Genomic DNA, 15,707 nt, shown 5'->3' on the forward strand with positions numbered 1-15,707 from the left:
GTTAATGCTATATCCCCTGTGGGAGGGGGCTTGCCCCCGATAGCGGTATGTCAGTGCCAGATAAGTGCCTGACACACTGCTATCGGGGGCAAGCCCCCTCCCACATTTGTTTCTGTGTTTCTTCAAGGAGAATTTCTTTGTCCTCTCCCATCCCGGTCACCATCCTCAGCGGCTTCCTCGGCGCCGGCAAAACCACCTTGCTGCGCCACCTGCTCAAAGCCGAGCACGGCCTGAAAATCGCCGTGATCGAAAACGAATTCAGCGACGCCGGTATCGACACCCAACTGCTGGGCGCTGAGCCGGTGCAAGTCATGACCCTGTCCAACGGCTGTGTGTGTTGCACCATCCACACCGACCTGACCAAAGCCCTGTACCTGCTGCTCGAACGCCTGGACAGCGGCGAGATCGCCTTCGACCGCCTGGTGATCGAGACCACCGGCCTGGCCGACCCTGCGCCCGTTGCGCAGACCTTTTTCATCGACGAGGAACTGCGCGAGCGCTACATCCTCGACGGCATCATCACCCTGGTAGACGCGGCCCATGCCGAGCACCACCTGACCCAAACCATCGCCCAGGCCCAGATCGGCTTCGCCGACCGTTTGTTGGTGAGCAAGCGTGACCTGGTGGACGACGCGACCTTCGATGCGCTGAGTGAGCGCCTGACCCGCATCAACCGCCGCGCGCCGATTCGTGTGGCGGATCACGGCAACATCGATCTGGCGGAACTGCTCGACGTGCGCGGCTTCAACCTCAACGCCGGCATGAGCCTGCGCCCGGTCAGCGCTGCGCCGTCCATCGACCGTATTTCCAGCCTGGTGCTGCGCACCGATCAGCCGCTGGATATCGACCGCCTCAGCGAGTTTATGAACGAGCTGTTGGAAGACCATGGCAAGCAACTGCTGCGCTACAAAGGCGTACTGAACATTGCCGGGGAAGATCGGCGCATGGTGTTTCAGGGCGTGCTGAAGCTGTACGGTTTTGATTGGGACACGGAATGGGAAGAGGGCGAGGCGCGGGAGAGTGTGATCGTGTTTATTGCCGATGAGTTGCCGGAAGACAAAATCCGCGAAGGCTTCCAGCGCCTCTATCAACCCTGACTTGAAATGCAATCCAATGTGGGAGGGGGCTTGCTCCCGATGACAGTGTGTCAGTGACAGGTAAGTGCCTGACACTCTGCTATCGGGAGCAAGCCCCCTCCCACATGTTTGATTGCATTTCAGGTTGGCAAAGCAGTGTTTTCAGGCATAAAAAAGCCCGGCTCAAGAGCCGGGCTTTTCATTCAAGCAACTGCAATCAAGCGCCGTACACCGGCAGCTTTTTGCAGATGGCCTTGACCTTCTCACGTACTGCGTCGATCACGGCTTCGTTGTTCAGGTCTGCCAGGATGTCGCAGATCCAGCCAGCCAGTTCCTTGCACTCTGCTTCCTTGAAGCCACGAGTGGTCACAGCCGGGGTGCCGAAGCGCAGGCCGGAGGTGACGAACGGCGAACGTGGGTCGTTTGGCACGGAGTTTTTGTTCACGGTGATGAAGGCTTTGCCCAGGGCAGCGTCAGCATCTTTACCGGAAATGTCCTGCTTGATCAGTGACAGCAGGAACAGGTGGTTTTCAGTACCGCCGGACACCACGTCAAAGCCGCGCTCGATAAACACGCTGGCCATGGTCTGGGCGTTCTTGACCACTTGTTGCTGGTAGGTCTTGAACTCAGGCTGCAGGGCTTCTTTGAAGCAGATCGCTTTGGCGGCGATCACGTGCTCCAGCGGGCCACCCTGTGCGCCTGGGAATACCGCGGAGTTCAGCTTCTTCTCGATCTCGGCGTTGGCGCGAGCCAGGATCAGGCCGCCACGTGGACCGCGCAGGGTCTTGTGGGTGGTGGTGGTCACGACGTCAGCGAACGGCACCGGGTTCGGGTAGACGCCAGCGGCGACCAGACCGGCTACGTGAGCCATGTCGACGAACAGGTAAGCGCCAACCTTGTCAGCGATAGCGCGGAAGCGTGGGAAGTCCAGGATCTGCGAGTAGGCAGAGAAACCGGCCACGATCATTTTCGGCTTGTGTTCAACCGCCAGGCGCTCGACTTCGTCGTAGTCGATCAGGCCGTTGGCATCGATACCGTATTGAACGGCGTTGTACAGCTTGCCCGAGGACGAAACGCTGGCGCCGTGGGTCAGGTGACCGCCGTGGGCCAGGCTCATGCCCAGGATGGTGTCGCCGCCTTGCAGCAGGGCCAGGTACACGGCGCTGTTGGCTTGGGAGCCGGCGTGCGGCTGAACGTTGGCGTAATCGGCGCCGAACAGCTCTTTGGCACGGTCGATGGCCAACTGCTCAACGACGTCGACGTACTCGCAACCGCCGTAGTAGCGCTTGCCTGGGTAGCCTTCAGCGTACTTGTTGGTCAGAACCGAACCCTGAGCCTCCATGACCGCTGGGCTGGTGTAGTTTTCCGAAGCGATCAGCTCAATGTGCTCTTCCTGGCGCACGGCTTCTTGCTCCATGGCGGCAAAGAGATCGGCGTCGTACTTGGCAATAGTCAAATCACGGCTGAACATGGCGGTCCTCAAGGATCGGGGGCAGAAAAGGAGGGCATTCTAACCCAATGGGTTTTAGATGGCATATGAAAGGACATCATGTCGCGGACAAGTGGGGCTCATCTGGGGATGGGCGGTGGCTGTAAGGGCCTCATCGCGGGCAAGCCCGGCTCCCATAGGGGAACGCATTCCAAGTGTGGGAGCTGGCTTGCCTGCGATGAGGCCATCAGCCCCACAGCAGAGGATCAGTCGAACATGAACAGCGCATCATTGCTGAACTGCGCCTCAAACTGACTCGCCGGCATCGGCCGCCCAAACAGGTAACCCTGCACTTCGTCGCAACCATGCTCACGCAGGAAGTCGAGCTGCTCATGGGTCTCCACACCCTCGGCGATCACCGCCAGGTTGAGGCTGTGGGCCATGGCGATAATCGCCCGAGCAATCTGCGCGTCCTGCTCGCCGGAGGGCAGGCCATCGACGAAGGTGCGGTCGATCTTCAGCACGTCGATAGGGAACTGCTTGAGGTAGTTAAGCGACGAGTAACCCGTACCGAAGTCATCGACCGCAATGCTCAAGCCCAGGTTTTTCAGGCTGTCGAGGATGTGCAGGGCTTCGTTGACTTCGCGCATCAGAATACTTTCGGTCAGCTCCAGCTCCAGGCATGCCGGCGGCAGGCCGGTGTCCTTGAGGATGGTGGCGATGCGTGTGCCCAGTTGGCCGTCAGAGAACTGCCGCGCTGAGATGTTCACCGACACTTTCGGCACGCGCACTTTGTTTTGGTGCCAGGTCTTGAGCTGGCGACAGGCCTCGCGGATCACCCAGTCGCCCACGTCCACCACCAGGCCCAGTTCTTCGAGCACCGGGATGAAATCCCCCGGCGGCACCAGGCCGCGTCGCGGGTGACGCCAACGCAGCAGGGCTTCGGCGCCGGTCAGGCGTTTGCCGTCGCCGCTGAATTGCGGTTGGTAATAGAGCACGAACTCGTCTTGGTCCAAGGCATGGCGCAGGTCGCTTTCCAGCTCCAGGCGCTCCAGGGCGCTGGCGTTCATGTCCGCTTGGTAGAACTGGAAGTTGTTTTTGCCGCGCTCCTTGGCGTGATACATCGCCGTGTCGGCGTTTTTCATCAGTTGGCTCAGCTCGTTGCCGTCTTGCGGGCTCAGGGCGATGCCGATACTGGCGGTCACAAAGAACTCGCGGCCTTCGAGCACAAACGGTTTCACCAGACTCGCGAGAATCTGCTCGGCCACGTGGATCGCACGGTTCAGCGCCATTTCGCGGCTGACCCGCGGTTGCAGCAGCAGGGTGAACTCGTCGCCGCCCATGCGCGCCACGGTGTCGTCTTCGGCGACGCAGCCCAGCAGGCGCGTGGCCATTTCCTTGAGCATGCGGTCGCCGGCAGCGTGGCCCAGGGAGTCGTTGATCGGCTTGAAGCGGTCGAGGTCGAGGAACATCAACACCACCCACGACTTCTGTCGCTCGGCCGACTGCAACGCGGTGTGCAGGCGGTCCTGGAACAGCGTGCGGTTGGGCAGGTGGGTCAGGGCGTCGTAGTAAGCCAGGCGGTGGATGCGTTGTTCGCTGGCCTTACGCTCGCTGATATCACTGAAGAAGCACACGTAGCTGGCCAAGTCGCCTTCGTCGTCGAACACGGCGGTAATGCCAACCCAGGCCGGGTAATGTTCGCCATTGCGGCGCTTGAGCCACACTTCGCCTTCCCACGTGCTGTGCTGGTGCAATTGCTTGAGCACGTAGCGCAGGTGGGCTTCCTGTTGCTCGTCGACGGTGAGCATGTTGGGCAACTGATCGAGCACGTCCGCCACGGCGTAGCCGCTGACTCGGCTGAAGGCCTCGTTGGCCTGCACGATATAACCCGCCGGGTCAGTGATCAGGATCGCCGAGGTGGAGTGCTCGAATACGGTGGCGGCCATGCGCAGGTCTTTCTCGGCGCGGCGCTGCTGGCTGATATCGCGGCCTACGCCGAGGATACCTTCGAACGCGCCGTGCTCGTCCCACACCAGCACCAGGCGCAACTCGATCGGCACCTTGCGGCCATCGGCGCGCAGGCAGTCGAACAGATACAGCTGGGTGTGCACTTCATCGCGCAGCTTGTTCAGTGCCTCGGTATCGCTGAGTGCGCGGCTCACTTGCTCCACCAAGCTGTAGATGCCGCTCAGTTGCTGCGGGTTGGCGATGATCGACTGCCAGCCGTTCTTGAACACCCAGTCCACGTCATAGCCCAATACGGCATTGACCGACGGGCTGATGTAGTTGAGCGCCAGCTTGCTGTCGGTGGAGCAGATGACGTCGCTGATGCTTTCGGCCAGCATCCGGTAGCGCTGCTCGCTGTCGCGCAGGGATTCGCTGGCTTCGATCTGGTCGGTGATGTCTTTGGCCACGCCGATGATGCGAGTGACCTGGGCCGACTTGTCGCGGGCCAAGGCTTGCTCGCGGATATCAAAGCGCCGCCACTGGTTGTTGCGGTGACGAAAGCGCAGTTGGCATTGCAGTTGGGTGGCGTAGCCGGCTTGTCGCTGTTGTTGGCGCAAGTCGTGGTAATACTCGGCGTCTTCGGGGTGCAGCAGGATTTCCCAGAAGTACTCGCCCATTTGTTGCAGTTCGGCTTTGTTATAGCCGAGGGTGTGGCCCAAATGGTGGTTGCTGAAAATCATGCGCTGGCTGATCACGTCCTGCACATAGAGGTGGTCGGGCACGGTGCGCACCACGTCCGACCAGAAACTCTCACGCTCCACCAGCGACAGCTCGATCAGCTTGCGGCTGGTGATATCGCTGATGCTGAGGATGACTGCCTTGAAGTCATCCTGCTGCTCGGGCAGGCGCATCACGAGCCATAGGTATTGATCGTTGCCGGCCAGGTCCTTGAGCTGGATTTCCAGTTCAAGCTGGTTCTGTTGGCTCAGGAAGGCTTCCAGTATCTGGTAGCCAATGGACGTCGCGTTGCGCGGGCAATCATCGATCAGGCGTTCCCACGCTTCTTCGCAGGAGCCTACGTTCAAGAGGCGAACCGCGACCTGGTTGACCTCGGTGATGCGCAGTTCCTTGAGCAGTTGCCGGCGTGCGAGGGGGTTATCCTCCAGCCAGGCGTGCAGTTGCGCACGGGTCTGGAGGTGAGCCTTGGCGAAGAACGCGTTGAGGCCCGACAGGTCCAGTACGCAGAGCGCCACGCCGGTGCCTTCGAAAATATCCTGATAACGCCGCCGGCCCTCATGCACCTGGCGCTGACGGCGGCGCATGTTGAGCAGCACGATCACGGGGATCAGCGAAAACGCCAGACCCAGCAGGCATTTACCGATAAACGCCGGCAACAGTTGCTCCAGCACGGCGGTACGGTCAAACAACCCGCGCAATTGCCAGTCGCTTTTGCTCAGGGGCGTGACCAGTACGCTTTTATTCAGCTCATCCGGGGTGAGGGCGCCGGCCCACTGGGCTGGCATGCCGCTGTCACGGCTGATGACGCGGTGGTTAAGGCGATTCTCGATGGCCCACATCGGGCGCTGGCCCTGGCCGTCCTGGCGGGTGAGGCTGACCAGGTAGTTGGGGGCCAGGCGCAGCACCCAGTACACTTTTGAGCCACCGCTGGGCTGGTGCAGCAATAAATAGATGAGGGTGCCGTCGCTGTTGTTGCTCAGGTAATAGGACTGGGAGTGGCTGCGTTGTACCAACTCCTCAAGCCAGGCGCTGTCCTGGCTGTCGGTAGCGCTGTCGCTGATCATCGCACCGCTGGGAGCGAGCAGGGCGATGCTGCGCAGTTCCGGCAGCGAGCGCTGCAAGGTGTGCATCAGGGCTTGTTGCTGTTCGCTGTCGCGCGGCGGTTCGACCATCGGCAGCAGGTTCAGGGCGATTTTTGCGCTGAGGGCCATGTTCAGGCTGATCTGTTCAGCCAGGTCGGCGCTGTAGTCGATGGTGTATTGCTGCTGGTTTTTCTGGTTTTGTTGCAGTTGATCCAGCAGTTGCCAGAACAATAACGCGAGCAACATGAGGACGAGCGTCGCCAATGCGCCTTTAAGGGTGCCGTGCAGGGGCGCTCCCGGCGCAATATGAGCGGCGCGCAAGGGAGTTGGCGGCGTGACTTTGGACAAGCTGTGATCCTGCGGTTTGGCTGGACTGGCGCGCGACGTGCACTATAAGCCGGACGCCCGGAGGGCGGCTAGCATGCCTTGACTTGTGGCAAAGTGCCAGCCCCGCTTGGCTGGACTGACCAAGCGCATTCAGGTAGCTTTGCCGGTTACGCGGGGGCGTTCCAGCCCCAGACACTCAGGCTTTTTCCGCACGCAGGCATTGATCATCGTCAACGGCCCGCGCGGCGCATGGCCTGGCACGGGCTTGCCCCACTTAATTCATCAGTCACTGACGCTAGGTTTACCATGGCTCAATACGTCTTCACCATGCATCGGCTGGGAAAAGTTGTTCCACCGAAGCGGGAAATCCTGAAAAACATTTCGCTGTCCTTCTTCCCCGGCGCCAAGATCGGCGTGCTCGGCCTCAACGGTTCGGGTAAGTCCACGCTGCTTAAAATCATGGCCGGCGTCGACACCGAGTTCGAAGGCGAAGCCCGCCCGATGCCCGAACTGAACATCGGCTACCTGCCGCAAGAGCCGATCCTGGACCCAACCAAGACCGTGCGCGAAGTGGTTGAAGAAGCCGTCGCCGTGATCAAGAACGCCCAGGCCCGCCTGGACGAGGTCTACGCGGCTTACGCCGAAGAAGACGCCGACTTCGACAAGCTGGCCGCCGAACAGGCCAAGCTCGAAGCCATCCTGCAAGCTGGCGACGGTCACAACCTGGAGCGCCAACTGGAAGTCGCCGCCGATGCCCTGCGCCTGCCAGCGTGGGACGCCAAGGTTGAATTCCTGTCTGGTGGTGAGAAGCGCCGTGTGGCCCTGTGCCGCCTGCTGCTGTCGGCCCCTGACATGCTGCTGCTCGACGAACCGACCAACCACTTGGACGCCGATTCCGTCGCCTGGCTGGAACATTTCCTTCACGACTTCCCAGGCACCGTGGTTGCGATCACGCACGACCGCTACTTCCTGGACAACGTCGCTGGCTGGATTCTGGAACTCGACCGTGGCGCCGGTATCCCTTACGAGGGCAACTACTCCGGTTGGCTGGAAGCCAAGTCCGATCGTCTGGCGGCTGAATCCAAGCAGCAATCGGCTCACGAAAAAGCCATGAAGGAAGAACTGGAGTGGGTGCGCAAAGGCGCCAAGGCCCGCCAGTCCAAATCCAAGGCTCGTCTGCAACGCTTCGAAGAAATGCAATCGCAGGAATTCCAAAAGCGTTCGGAAACCAACGAGATCTACATTCCGGCCGGCCCGCGCCTGGGTGACAAGGTCATCGAGTTCAAGAACGTTTCCAAAGGCTATGGCGACCGTGTGCTGATCGACAATTTGTCGTTCTCCATGCCAAAAGGCGCGATTGTCGGCGTTATCGGTGGTAACGGTGCGGGTAAATCCACGCTGTTCCGCATGCTGATGGGCAAGGAAACTCCAGACTCCGGCACCATCGAAGTCGGCGAAACCGTGCAACTGGCTTGTGTAGACCAGAGCCGCGAAGACCTCGACGGCAGCAAGACTGTGTTCCAACAGATTTCCGACGGCTCCGACCAGATCCGCATCGGCAACTATGAAATCCCGTCGCGCACCTATGTAGGTCGTTTCAACTTCAAGGGCGGCGATCAGCAGAAGTTCGTCAAGGACCTGTCCGGCGGTGAGCGTGGTCGCTTGCACCTGGCCTTGACCTTGAAAGAGGGCGGCAACGTATTGCTGCTCGACGAACCATCCAACGACCTCGACGTTGAAACCCTGCGTTCGCTGGAAGAAGCCCTGCTGGACTTCCCGGGCGCCGCCATTGTGATCTCTCACGATCGGTGGTTCCTTGACCGCGTCGCGACCCACATCCTGGCGTACGAAGACGACTCCCAAGCGGTGTTCTTCGAAGGTAACTACACCGAGTACGAAGCGGATCGTAAGAAGCGCTTGGGTGAAGCTGCTGCCCAGCCGCACCGCGTGCGTCACAAGAAACTGGCCTGATTTAGGTTGGTTTGAAAGAGCGGAGCCTTCGGGCTCCGTTTTTTTTGCGTGTTTTTCAGATGGACCGAGGTGTATTTATCGCAGGCAAGCCAGCTCCCACATTTGATCGCGTCGCTGCGGATATACTCGGTCAAATGTGGGAGGGGGCTTGCTCCCGATAGCGATTTATTTGCTGGTGCATTACCTGACTTTGAAATCCCCTTTTAAGTGCATAAACCCCTGTAAAACTGGATACAGTTATATCCAATGCACCATTTAAATTCACAAAAGCGACATTCCGCCCTGTCGCAGTGCGAAACGAATTGATAAAGTCCGGCTCAATCTCCGTTAAAAACTAAAAATCTGCCGAGACTTTTCATGATCGAATCCGTCGAATCCTTCCTCGCCCGCCTCAAGAAACGCGACCCTGACCAGCCTGAATTCCACCAAGCGGTGGAAGAAGTCCTACGCAGCCTGTGGCCGTTTCTCGAAGCCAACCCCCACTACCTGACCTCGGGCATCCTGGAGCGCATCTGCGAGCCGGAACGCGCGATTACCTTCCGGGTTTCGTGGGTGGATGATCACGGCAAGGTCCAGGTCAATCGCGGTTTCCGCATCCAGATGAACAGCGCCATTGGCCCGTACAAAGGTGGTTTGCGCTTCCACCCGTCGGTGAACCTGGGCGTACTTAAATTCCTCGCCTTCGAGCAAACCTTCAAAAACTCCCTGACCTCGCTGCCCATGGGCGGCGGCAAAGGCGGCTCGGACTTCGACCCCAAGGGCAAGAGCGACGCCGAAGTGATGCGCTTCTGCCAGTCCTTCATGAGCGAGTTGTATCGCCATATCGGCGCAGACGTGGACGTGCCAGCAGGCGATATCGGCGTGGGCGCCCGCGAAATCGGCTTTATGTTTGGCCAGTACAAGCGCCTGAGCAACCAGTTCACCTCCGTGCTGACCGGCAAGGGCATGACCTACGGCGGCAGCCTGATTCGCCCGGAAGCCACCGGTTTCGGTTGCGTGTACTTCGCCGAAGAAATGCTCAAGCGCAACGGCCAGAAAGTTGAAGGCAAGCGCGTGGCGGTGTCCGGTTCTGGCAACGTGGCGCAATACGCGGCGCGCAAGGTCATGGACCTAGGCGGCAAAGTGATCTCGCTGTCTGACTCCGAGGGCACCCTGTACGCCGAAAGCGGTTTGACCGAAGAGCAGTGGTCGGCTCTGCTGGAGCTGAAAAACGTCCAGCGCGGACGTATTAGCGAGCTGGCCGAACGTTTTGGCCTGGAATTCCGCAAAGGCAAAACGCCGTGGGAATTGGCCTGCGACATCGCGCTGCCGTGTGCGACCCAAAATGAACTCGACGGCGAAGCTGCCCGTACCTTGTTGCGCAACGGCTGCATCTGCGTGGCCGAAGGCGCCAACATGCCGACCACGTTGGAGGCTGTGGATATCTTTATCGAGGCGGGTATTTTGTTCGCACCGGGCAAGGCCTCCAACGCCGGCGGCGTCGCCGTGAGTGGCCTGGAAATGTCGCAGAACGCCATGCGCCTGCTGTGGACCGCCGGTGAGGTGGACAGCAAGCTCCACCACATCATGCAGTCGATCCACCACGCGTGCGTACACTACGGCGAAGAAAACGGCCGCATCAACTACGTAAAAGGCGCGAACATCGCAGGCTTCGTGAAAGTCGCCGATGCGATGCTGGCCCAAGGCATCGTCTAAACCTCGGGCTCGATGCGCAGCACTTCGATCATTTGATCGCCGACGGGGCGCTTCCACAGCACCTCGTCACCCATCTGGGCCCCCAGTAATGCGCGGCCCAGAGGCGAACCCCAGTTGATCAGGCCTGCGGTGGCATCGGCCTGGTCTTCGCCCACCAACTGAATGCGTTGCTGCTCATCCTGCTCGTTGGCGAAGGTCACCCAACTGCCGATCTGCACCTTGTTGGTGGACGTGGCCGGTGCCACCACCTGAGCGCTTTGCACTCGCTGGTTGAAATAACGCAAATCCCGCTCAAGGTCAGCCTGGCGCTGTTTATCGTCCTTGGCGGATTCGATGCTGTATTCGTGCTGCAACTGCGCAACCTTGGCCTGCAACTGCGCCAACCCCTGCGCGGTAACGCGGTTGGGCTGTTCACTGACTTGGCGCTCCACCGGCTGGTCAGCCTGGGCGGCGGCGTTGTCCTCGTTTACAAAAGCTCGGCTCATGGTGATCTCCCTCAATGGAGTTTGGGCCATGTTCGCCGCGCTTTAGTTTCGATGGATGTCTGAAAGCGACCTATTGCGAGCGATAAGCCTTGGCGGCGTCGCGGTCCTTTTCCTGTTGCCAGGCGCGTTCACGGTCGTCCCAGTGGTTGTTTTTGTAGTCGCGCAGCTCTTCGTTTTCGCGCATGGCCTTACACTGGCGAAAGCCGTCTTCCCAGCCTTCGACGTACTCACGGTCCTTCAGATAGCGCGGTACGTTCTTGCGAAACTCACCCGTGATCACCCCGGCGGCCTGGCGACCGCTGCTGCACCCGTCATCAAAGCCATCGGCAAAGGCCGGGGGATAACCCTTGGCCAATAAATCCTGATGGGTCGACTGGCAACCCGCCAGCCACATCACCGCACACAGCAATACCGCATACCGCCACATGGCGTACTCCCTAGCCGTTTCACGGCTGATGGGGAGAGTCTAGATGGGGATTTGTCGGGGAGGTGTGAAAGGGAGGTGAGAAAGGTGTTGGGCGGCGATGAGTGTCTGGATACACGCAGACCAAATGTGGGAGGGGGCTTGCCCCCGATGGCGGTGTGTCAGCCCAGTATTTATTGACTGACACTCTGCTATCGGGAGCAAGCCCCCTCCCACATTTTGATCTGTGCCGGGTTTTATGACTCGTAATAACCCACGGTCTTTTTCAGTTGATCGGAGTACTCGTAAATGTCATCAATGGATGAAATCGCATGCCGAGTTTCGTTTTTCTCCTCATCGAAGATGCCGAGGTATTTTTGGCTGCGATTGAAGTGAAGACGACAAATCGGCTTGCGATTGTTGTCGTCCAACAGTATTCCAAAATAGCTTTGGGTATCTCGCTGAACAATCCGTTTGGCATCGACTACCGAACGCACAACAGCTCGAACAATGTGATAACCCTCCAGCTCTTCCAGGGTCGTCAGAATCTTGTCTTCTGACTCATCTCTGTCTTGTGCGTCTGAATTTGCGCTGTTTGCGACGGGCATTGAGGCCATAGTTGGCTGGATGGCCCCGCTCATCGCGGACTTGAGTCGATCGTTGATCTGGTCGTTCAGAAACTGCGCCAGCGCTTTGCGTGTCAGTTCGAAAAACTGCTCTCGTACCTTTTGTGTGATGACGCCTTCGTAAACGCGGGATGCGAAGAATTTTACGAAGTCATCTTCTGGCTTGCTGACCTGCGTGCCTATGAGCTTTTTCAGCTGGCTGACATATTTCAGCTCTCCAGCAGCATTGATGATTGAATCAACGTCGAATGCTGACTTGGTGAGCTTGATTAATTCAGGCACGGAGTATTCGTCGATGTCTAACAGGTCCAGCTCAAGAAATGGCTTCTCGTCCATTTTGTTGGGGGCGTCCAAGTCGGTAAAAAATCGATAGACCTGGCCGTTGGTGAGGATTGAGATTCTTGCGCTGGTGACGTGAAAGTATCGGAAGAGCTGTGAGGCGTGATTGATGCTGAGTGACTCACCGATCTTTTTGCACTCAATGAGTATTTGAACTTCGCCGTCTTTCATAATCGCGTAGTCGATTTTTTCTCCTTTTTTTGTCCCGACGTCGCAGACAAACTCAGGCATCACCTCTTGCGGATCAAATACGTCGTAACCCAGTACGGTATTGATAAAGGGCATTACGAAAGCATTTTTTGTCGCTTCTTCTGTTTGAATGGCGGGGCCTTGCAGCCGAACTTTTGCTGCCAGACTGATGAGCTTTTCAAAAAATTCCATGGCAAGCCTCTTACCTGTAAGGATCCGTGTTTAGAGGTGGTGGCAATTTGATTGCTACCCGAGACTAGACACAAATCCTCATAAAGCGAGGTGCCAGCAGCGCTAACTTACAGCCCCTTGAAAAAGCTAAAAAAACCCCAGGGATTTCTGGCTTTTTAATCAGTGACTTATAGGTGGCGTATAGAATTTCTTTCTCAAAGAATAAATTTGTTAATTTTCGACTGATTTGCGAATAGCCGCATGCTCAGCCAGTTCCTGCTGGATAAAGGCCGAAATCATTGCGCGGTACACCTGCTCAGTGACATCTGGATTGGCGCCGACTGTGTGGGACAGGCCCCGCACTTTGGCGATGACCTGTTCGACCCGCTGGGGCGCCTTGACGCTGTCGGTGTCTTTTTTGAAATGGGCGGCCTGGGACACGAATTGGCCGCGCTCGGCCAGCAGGGTGACGATTTGTTGGTCGAGGCGGTCGATGTTGCTGCGGACTTGTTCGAGGGTGGTGCAGGTAACAACCATGTTGGTGGAGCTCCTTGGGATGAAACTGAATAAATGCGGACTAAATGTGGGAGGCATCAGTTAGTAGTGATACCACTTCACTTCAAGCATCACTTCATTTACCGGTGTCGACAAGTGGCTGTACTCGCGCTGTGCACTCAGCCGCAAGCCCAGGTTGCGGGACAGCTCCCACTGCTGGTTCAGGCTGATGCTACGGCGCACTTCGCCATTGGTGAAGAAGTCCCCCTTGGCTTCCAGGCTCAGGTTACCCAGTGGGTTCCTCCACAGCACGCCGGTGTTGAACCCGGCAGCCGGTGAGATGGCCTCGCTGAAATCGTTGTTGTGTTCAACGCGCACGGTGCCCAGGGCGAAGCCGAGCATGTCGTCGCGCAGTTGCCAGGTGCCGCCGGCGCCGCCGTTGACGTGGGCGACGAGGGTTTCGTCGTCGTGTTTGCCGGGTACGCGCTCCAGGCCGCCGGTGACTTGCCATGACCAGGGTTGCAGCAGGGCGTTGCGCGGTGTCAGGGAGCGGATGGTGGCCAGGTCCAGTTGTTGCAGTTGCCAGTGGTTGCCTTCGTACTGGCGTAGCTTCATTTGCAGAATTTCGATCTGCGCGCCGAGGGGGAAGCCTTCAGCGTTGTCGTTGAGGTCGTGGTAGGCCATACGCAGGCCGTATTCGCCGTAAGCCTTGTCGCCTCGGGTGCCGATACCGGCTTGCCAGGTGCGCGACTCGTGGCCGTTTTCAGGTAGGCCGGGCGGCTCGATCTTCAAGTCGGGCGCAGGGTTCTGGTTGATGGCACGCAGCAGTTCGAAGCTGCGTTGGGAGCGAGCGGTGTCGCGCTCCAGGCCATTGGCGCGGTAGCGGCCCAGGCGGTAGGCGGCGTCGATGATCAGAGCCTGACGCTCGCGGGGCAGGGCCTTGAACGCGGGTTCCTGCAATTGCTTTTGGTCATCGCTGACCTTGAGTACCCACTGTTGTTCGTCACTGTCGAGCGGCTTGGCACGCTCCAGCAGCTCGCGCTCGCGGGAGGGGCGGTAGTCGATCTTTTCCACCAGCCCTGCTTCCTTGACGGCCTTGACCGTGTCGGTAGGGATGGCGGTCAGCGGAAATTGCTCGGTCAGGCGCAGGCCGGGGCGGGCGACTTGCAGCAGTTCGAGCAGGCGATAGGAGCAGTTTTCGTCGAAGAAGAAGTAGTCGAACTGAATCTGCTTGAGTTCCCACACGTGCTCGACCATGCGCTCCGTCTCGACCTGGGTGAGGTTGAGGCGGTATTCCCACAGGTCGCGGTTCTCAAGGCTACGGTATTCGGAGAGTTTCTCTTGGTATGGCACCAGCGCGAACAGACCGGGATAGCCGCCCATCAGGCCCTTCCAGGCGTACAGGATGCTGTTGTCCGAGCCTTCGATATAGGCGCCGAAGTTGATCGCATAGCTGAGCAGGGCGGTATTGTTGCTCTGTACATCAGCCTGGTCGATACGCAGCAGAGTATGGCCGAACATCGACGACGGGCTGTTGAGGTAGGCCGCCGGGAAGATCATCACCGCGCTGTGAGGGGCGACGTCTTTGAACCATTGCTTGAATTCTGCGCAGTCCACGGCGGGCAGGTCAGCGAGGTGCAACTGATCCTTGAGCCAGCGGGTACGGGCGGGGTAAACGCATTGGGCGTGTTTTTCACCGAGGCTCGCCGGAGCGTAGAGCGCTTCAACGGTGGCCTTGAGTTCGGCGTCCGGGTGGTGGGCACCGTCGGCGGCAAGGAAGAATTTCTTTTCGCTGACATAACTGCGCCAGCCACTGATTTTGCCGGCCTCGTAATGACCCAGGGAAAGCCAGAACGGATCGTTGGCCAATTGCTGCAAACGTTGATCATCAATATGCGGTGCCGCGTACAGCGGGGCGCAGGCGAAGAGTGCCATCCAGGCAAAGCGTTTGAGCATAGGGGCAACTTAAGTCGGAAAAAGTGAGACCCAAAGGGGAGGCGGGCCCAAAAATAAAACCCGCGCCTGGGCAGGCGCGGGTCGGTCGAGCTTAAGCCTGGGTAGCGTATTTCGCCAGGCGGGAATCGCTTTTCAGTACCGCAATGGTGTTGTTGTGCACGTCGTCAGCGGTGACGTCAGCCTTGCTGAAGATTTGCTGGAAGTGTTCGTGGGTCACGGCCGCGAAGTGCTCGCGGTCTTCTGGAGCCACGCCCAGTACCACGGCGTAGGTGGTCAGCGCTTCGCCGTTACCCTTGGCCATGTCTTCGGACAGCTCGTTCATCATGCCATTCATGGCAATCCAGGACTTGCCGCCATAGGAGAGCGCGCTGTTGGTGCTGCAACCGTTGGTGCCCGAGGTCATGCCGAAGGTGGCGTTACCCGAAGTGCCGTTGGTGGTGGAAGCCAGGAAGTGAGCCGGAGTACCGCGCTGGCCTTCGAACAACATGTTGCCCCAACCGCAGTTCGGGCCACCTGGTGCTTCTGCCATTGCATTGAGGGAGACGACGGTGAAGAGAGTACCGAGAAGGATCCGTTTCATAGCTTTGTTCTCTTTGTGTGCAAACCAATGGACAAGGGTTCAGGCGCGTCGCAGCGCCCTGAGGGATCGGTTATTAGTCCAACCCGCGCAGTTTGGAGTTTAGGCACGTTCCAAGGGTTCCGTGTGTTTTTATAAAACAATCAGAGTTATCGCGATTTTTTTGTAGGACGGAACCCCGGTCTACGCTTTCCTCAA

Annotated in this window: 11 protein-coding genes; 3 read left to right on the forward strand and 8 right to left on the reverse strand. The window is 58.8% G+C overall.

The window, feature by feature from the left end:
• Positions 1 to 137: 137 nt before the first annotated feature.
• Positions 138 to 1,097, forward strand: a complete 960-nt coding sequence (gene yjiA, locus ICY20_RS23395; protein ID WP_194938696.1) for a GTPase — start codon at positions 138 to 140, stop codon at positions 1,095 to 1,097.
• Positions 1,098 to 1,293: 196 nt separating this feature from the next.
• Here yjiA and glyA read toward each other — a convergent pair whose 3' ends face one another.
• Together glyA and ICY20_RS23405 are read right to left on the reverse strand one after the other, a co-directional pair.
• Complete coding sequence (glyA, locus tag ICY20_RS23400; RefSeq protein ID WP_053137906.1) at positions 1,294 to 2,547, reverse strand: serine hydroxymethyltransferase; 1,254 nt, start codon at positions 2,545 to 2,547, stop codon at positions 1,294 to 1,296.
• A gap of 224 nt (positions 2,548 to 2,771) precedes the next feature.
• Positions 2,772 to 6,623, reverse strand: a complete 3,852-nt coding sequence (locus tag ICY20_RS23405) for a bifunctional diguanylate cyclase/phosphodiesterase (protein WP_159956069.1) — start codon at positions 6,621 to 6,623, stop codon at positions 2,772 to 2,774.
• Between the two features lie 285 nt (positions 6,624 to 6,908).
• Here ICY20_RS23405 and ettA point away from each other — a divergent pair, with 285 nt between their 5' ends.
• Together ettA and gdhA are read left to right on the forward strand one after the other, a co-directional pair.
• Positions 6,909 to 8,573, forward strand: a complete 1,665-nt coding sequence (gene ettA / locus ICY20_RS23410; RefSeq protein WP_122486168.1) for an energy-dependent translational throttle protein EttA — start codon at positions 6,909 to 6,911, stop codon at positions 8,571 to 8,573.
• Between the two features lie 357 nt (positions 8,574 to 8,930).
• Positions 8,931 to 10,268: an NADP-specific glutamate dehydrogenase gene (gene gdhA / locus ICY20_RS23415; RefSeq protein ID WP_194938697.1), complete on the forward strand. Its 1,338-nt coding sequence runs from the start codon at positions 8,931 to 8,933 to the stop codon at positions 10,266 to 10,268.
• On the opposite strand, the gene ICY20_RS23420 is transcribed toward gdhA, so the two are convergent.
• The 6 genes from ICY20_RS23420 to ICY20_RS23445 form a co-directional block, all read right to left on the reverse strand.
• Positions 10,265 to 10,753, reverse strand: coding sequence for a GreA/GreB family elongation factor (locus tag ICY20_RS23420; protein WP_194938698.1), 489 nt, complete (start codon positions 10,751 to 10,753; stop codon positions 10,265 to 10,267). The two genes, gdhA and ICY20_RS23420, sit on opposite strands and share 4 nt — an antisense overlap.
• Before the next feature lie 70 nt (positions 10,754 to 10,823).
• A complete protein-coding gene (locus ICY20_RS23425; protein ID WP_194938699.1) occupies positions 10,824 to 11,180 on the reverse strand; it encodes a hypothetical protein in 357 nt (118 codons plus the stop codon).
• 233 nt (positions 11,181 to 11,413) lie between these two features.
• Positions 11,414 to 12,502 carry a type I restriction endonuclease gene (locus ICY20_RS23430; protein WP_194938700.1) on the reverse strand — a complete coding sequence of 363 codons (1,089 nt, stop codon included), beginning with the start codon at positions 12,500 to 12,502 and terminating at the stop codon, positions 11,414 to 11,416.
• 210 nt (positions 12,503 to 12,712) lie between these two features.
• The gene (locus tag ICY20_RS23435) at positions 12,713 to 13,018 is read right to left on the reverse strand and encodes a chorismate mutase (protein ID WP_194938701.1); all 306 of its coding nucleotides are present in this window, start codon (positions 13,016 to 13,018) and stop codon (positions 12,713 to 12,715) included.
• A gap of 60 nt (positions 13,019 to 13,078) precedes the next feature.
• Complete coding sequence (locus ICY20_RS23440) at positions 13,079 to 14,932, reverse strand: Lnb N-terminal periplasmic domain-containing protein (RefSeq protein ID WP_194938702.1); 1,854 nt, start codon at positions 14,930 to 14,932, stop codon at positions 13,079 to 13,081.
• A 91-nt stretch (positions 14,933 to 15,023) separates the two neighbouring features.
• Positions 15,024 to 15,512 carry a DUF3015 domain-containing protein gene (locus ICY20_RS23445; protein WP_122486175.1) on the reverse strand — a complete coding sequence of 163 codons (489 nt, stop codon included), beginning with the start codon at positions 15,510 to 15,512 and terminating at the stop codon, positions 15,024 to 15,026.
• Positions 15,513 to 15,707: the final 195 nt, after the last annotated feature.

This window comes from Pseudomonas pisciculturae (assembly GCF_015461805.1).
Taxonomy (GTDB): Bacteria; Pseudomonadota; Gammaproteobacteria; order Pseudomonadales; family Pseudomonadaceae; genus Aquipseudomonas; species Aquipseudomonas pisciculturae.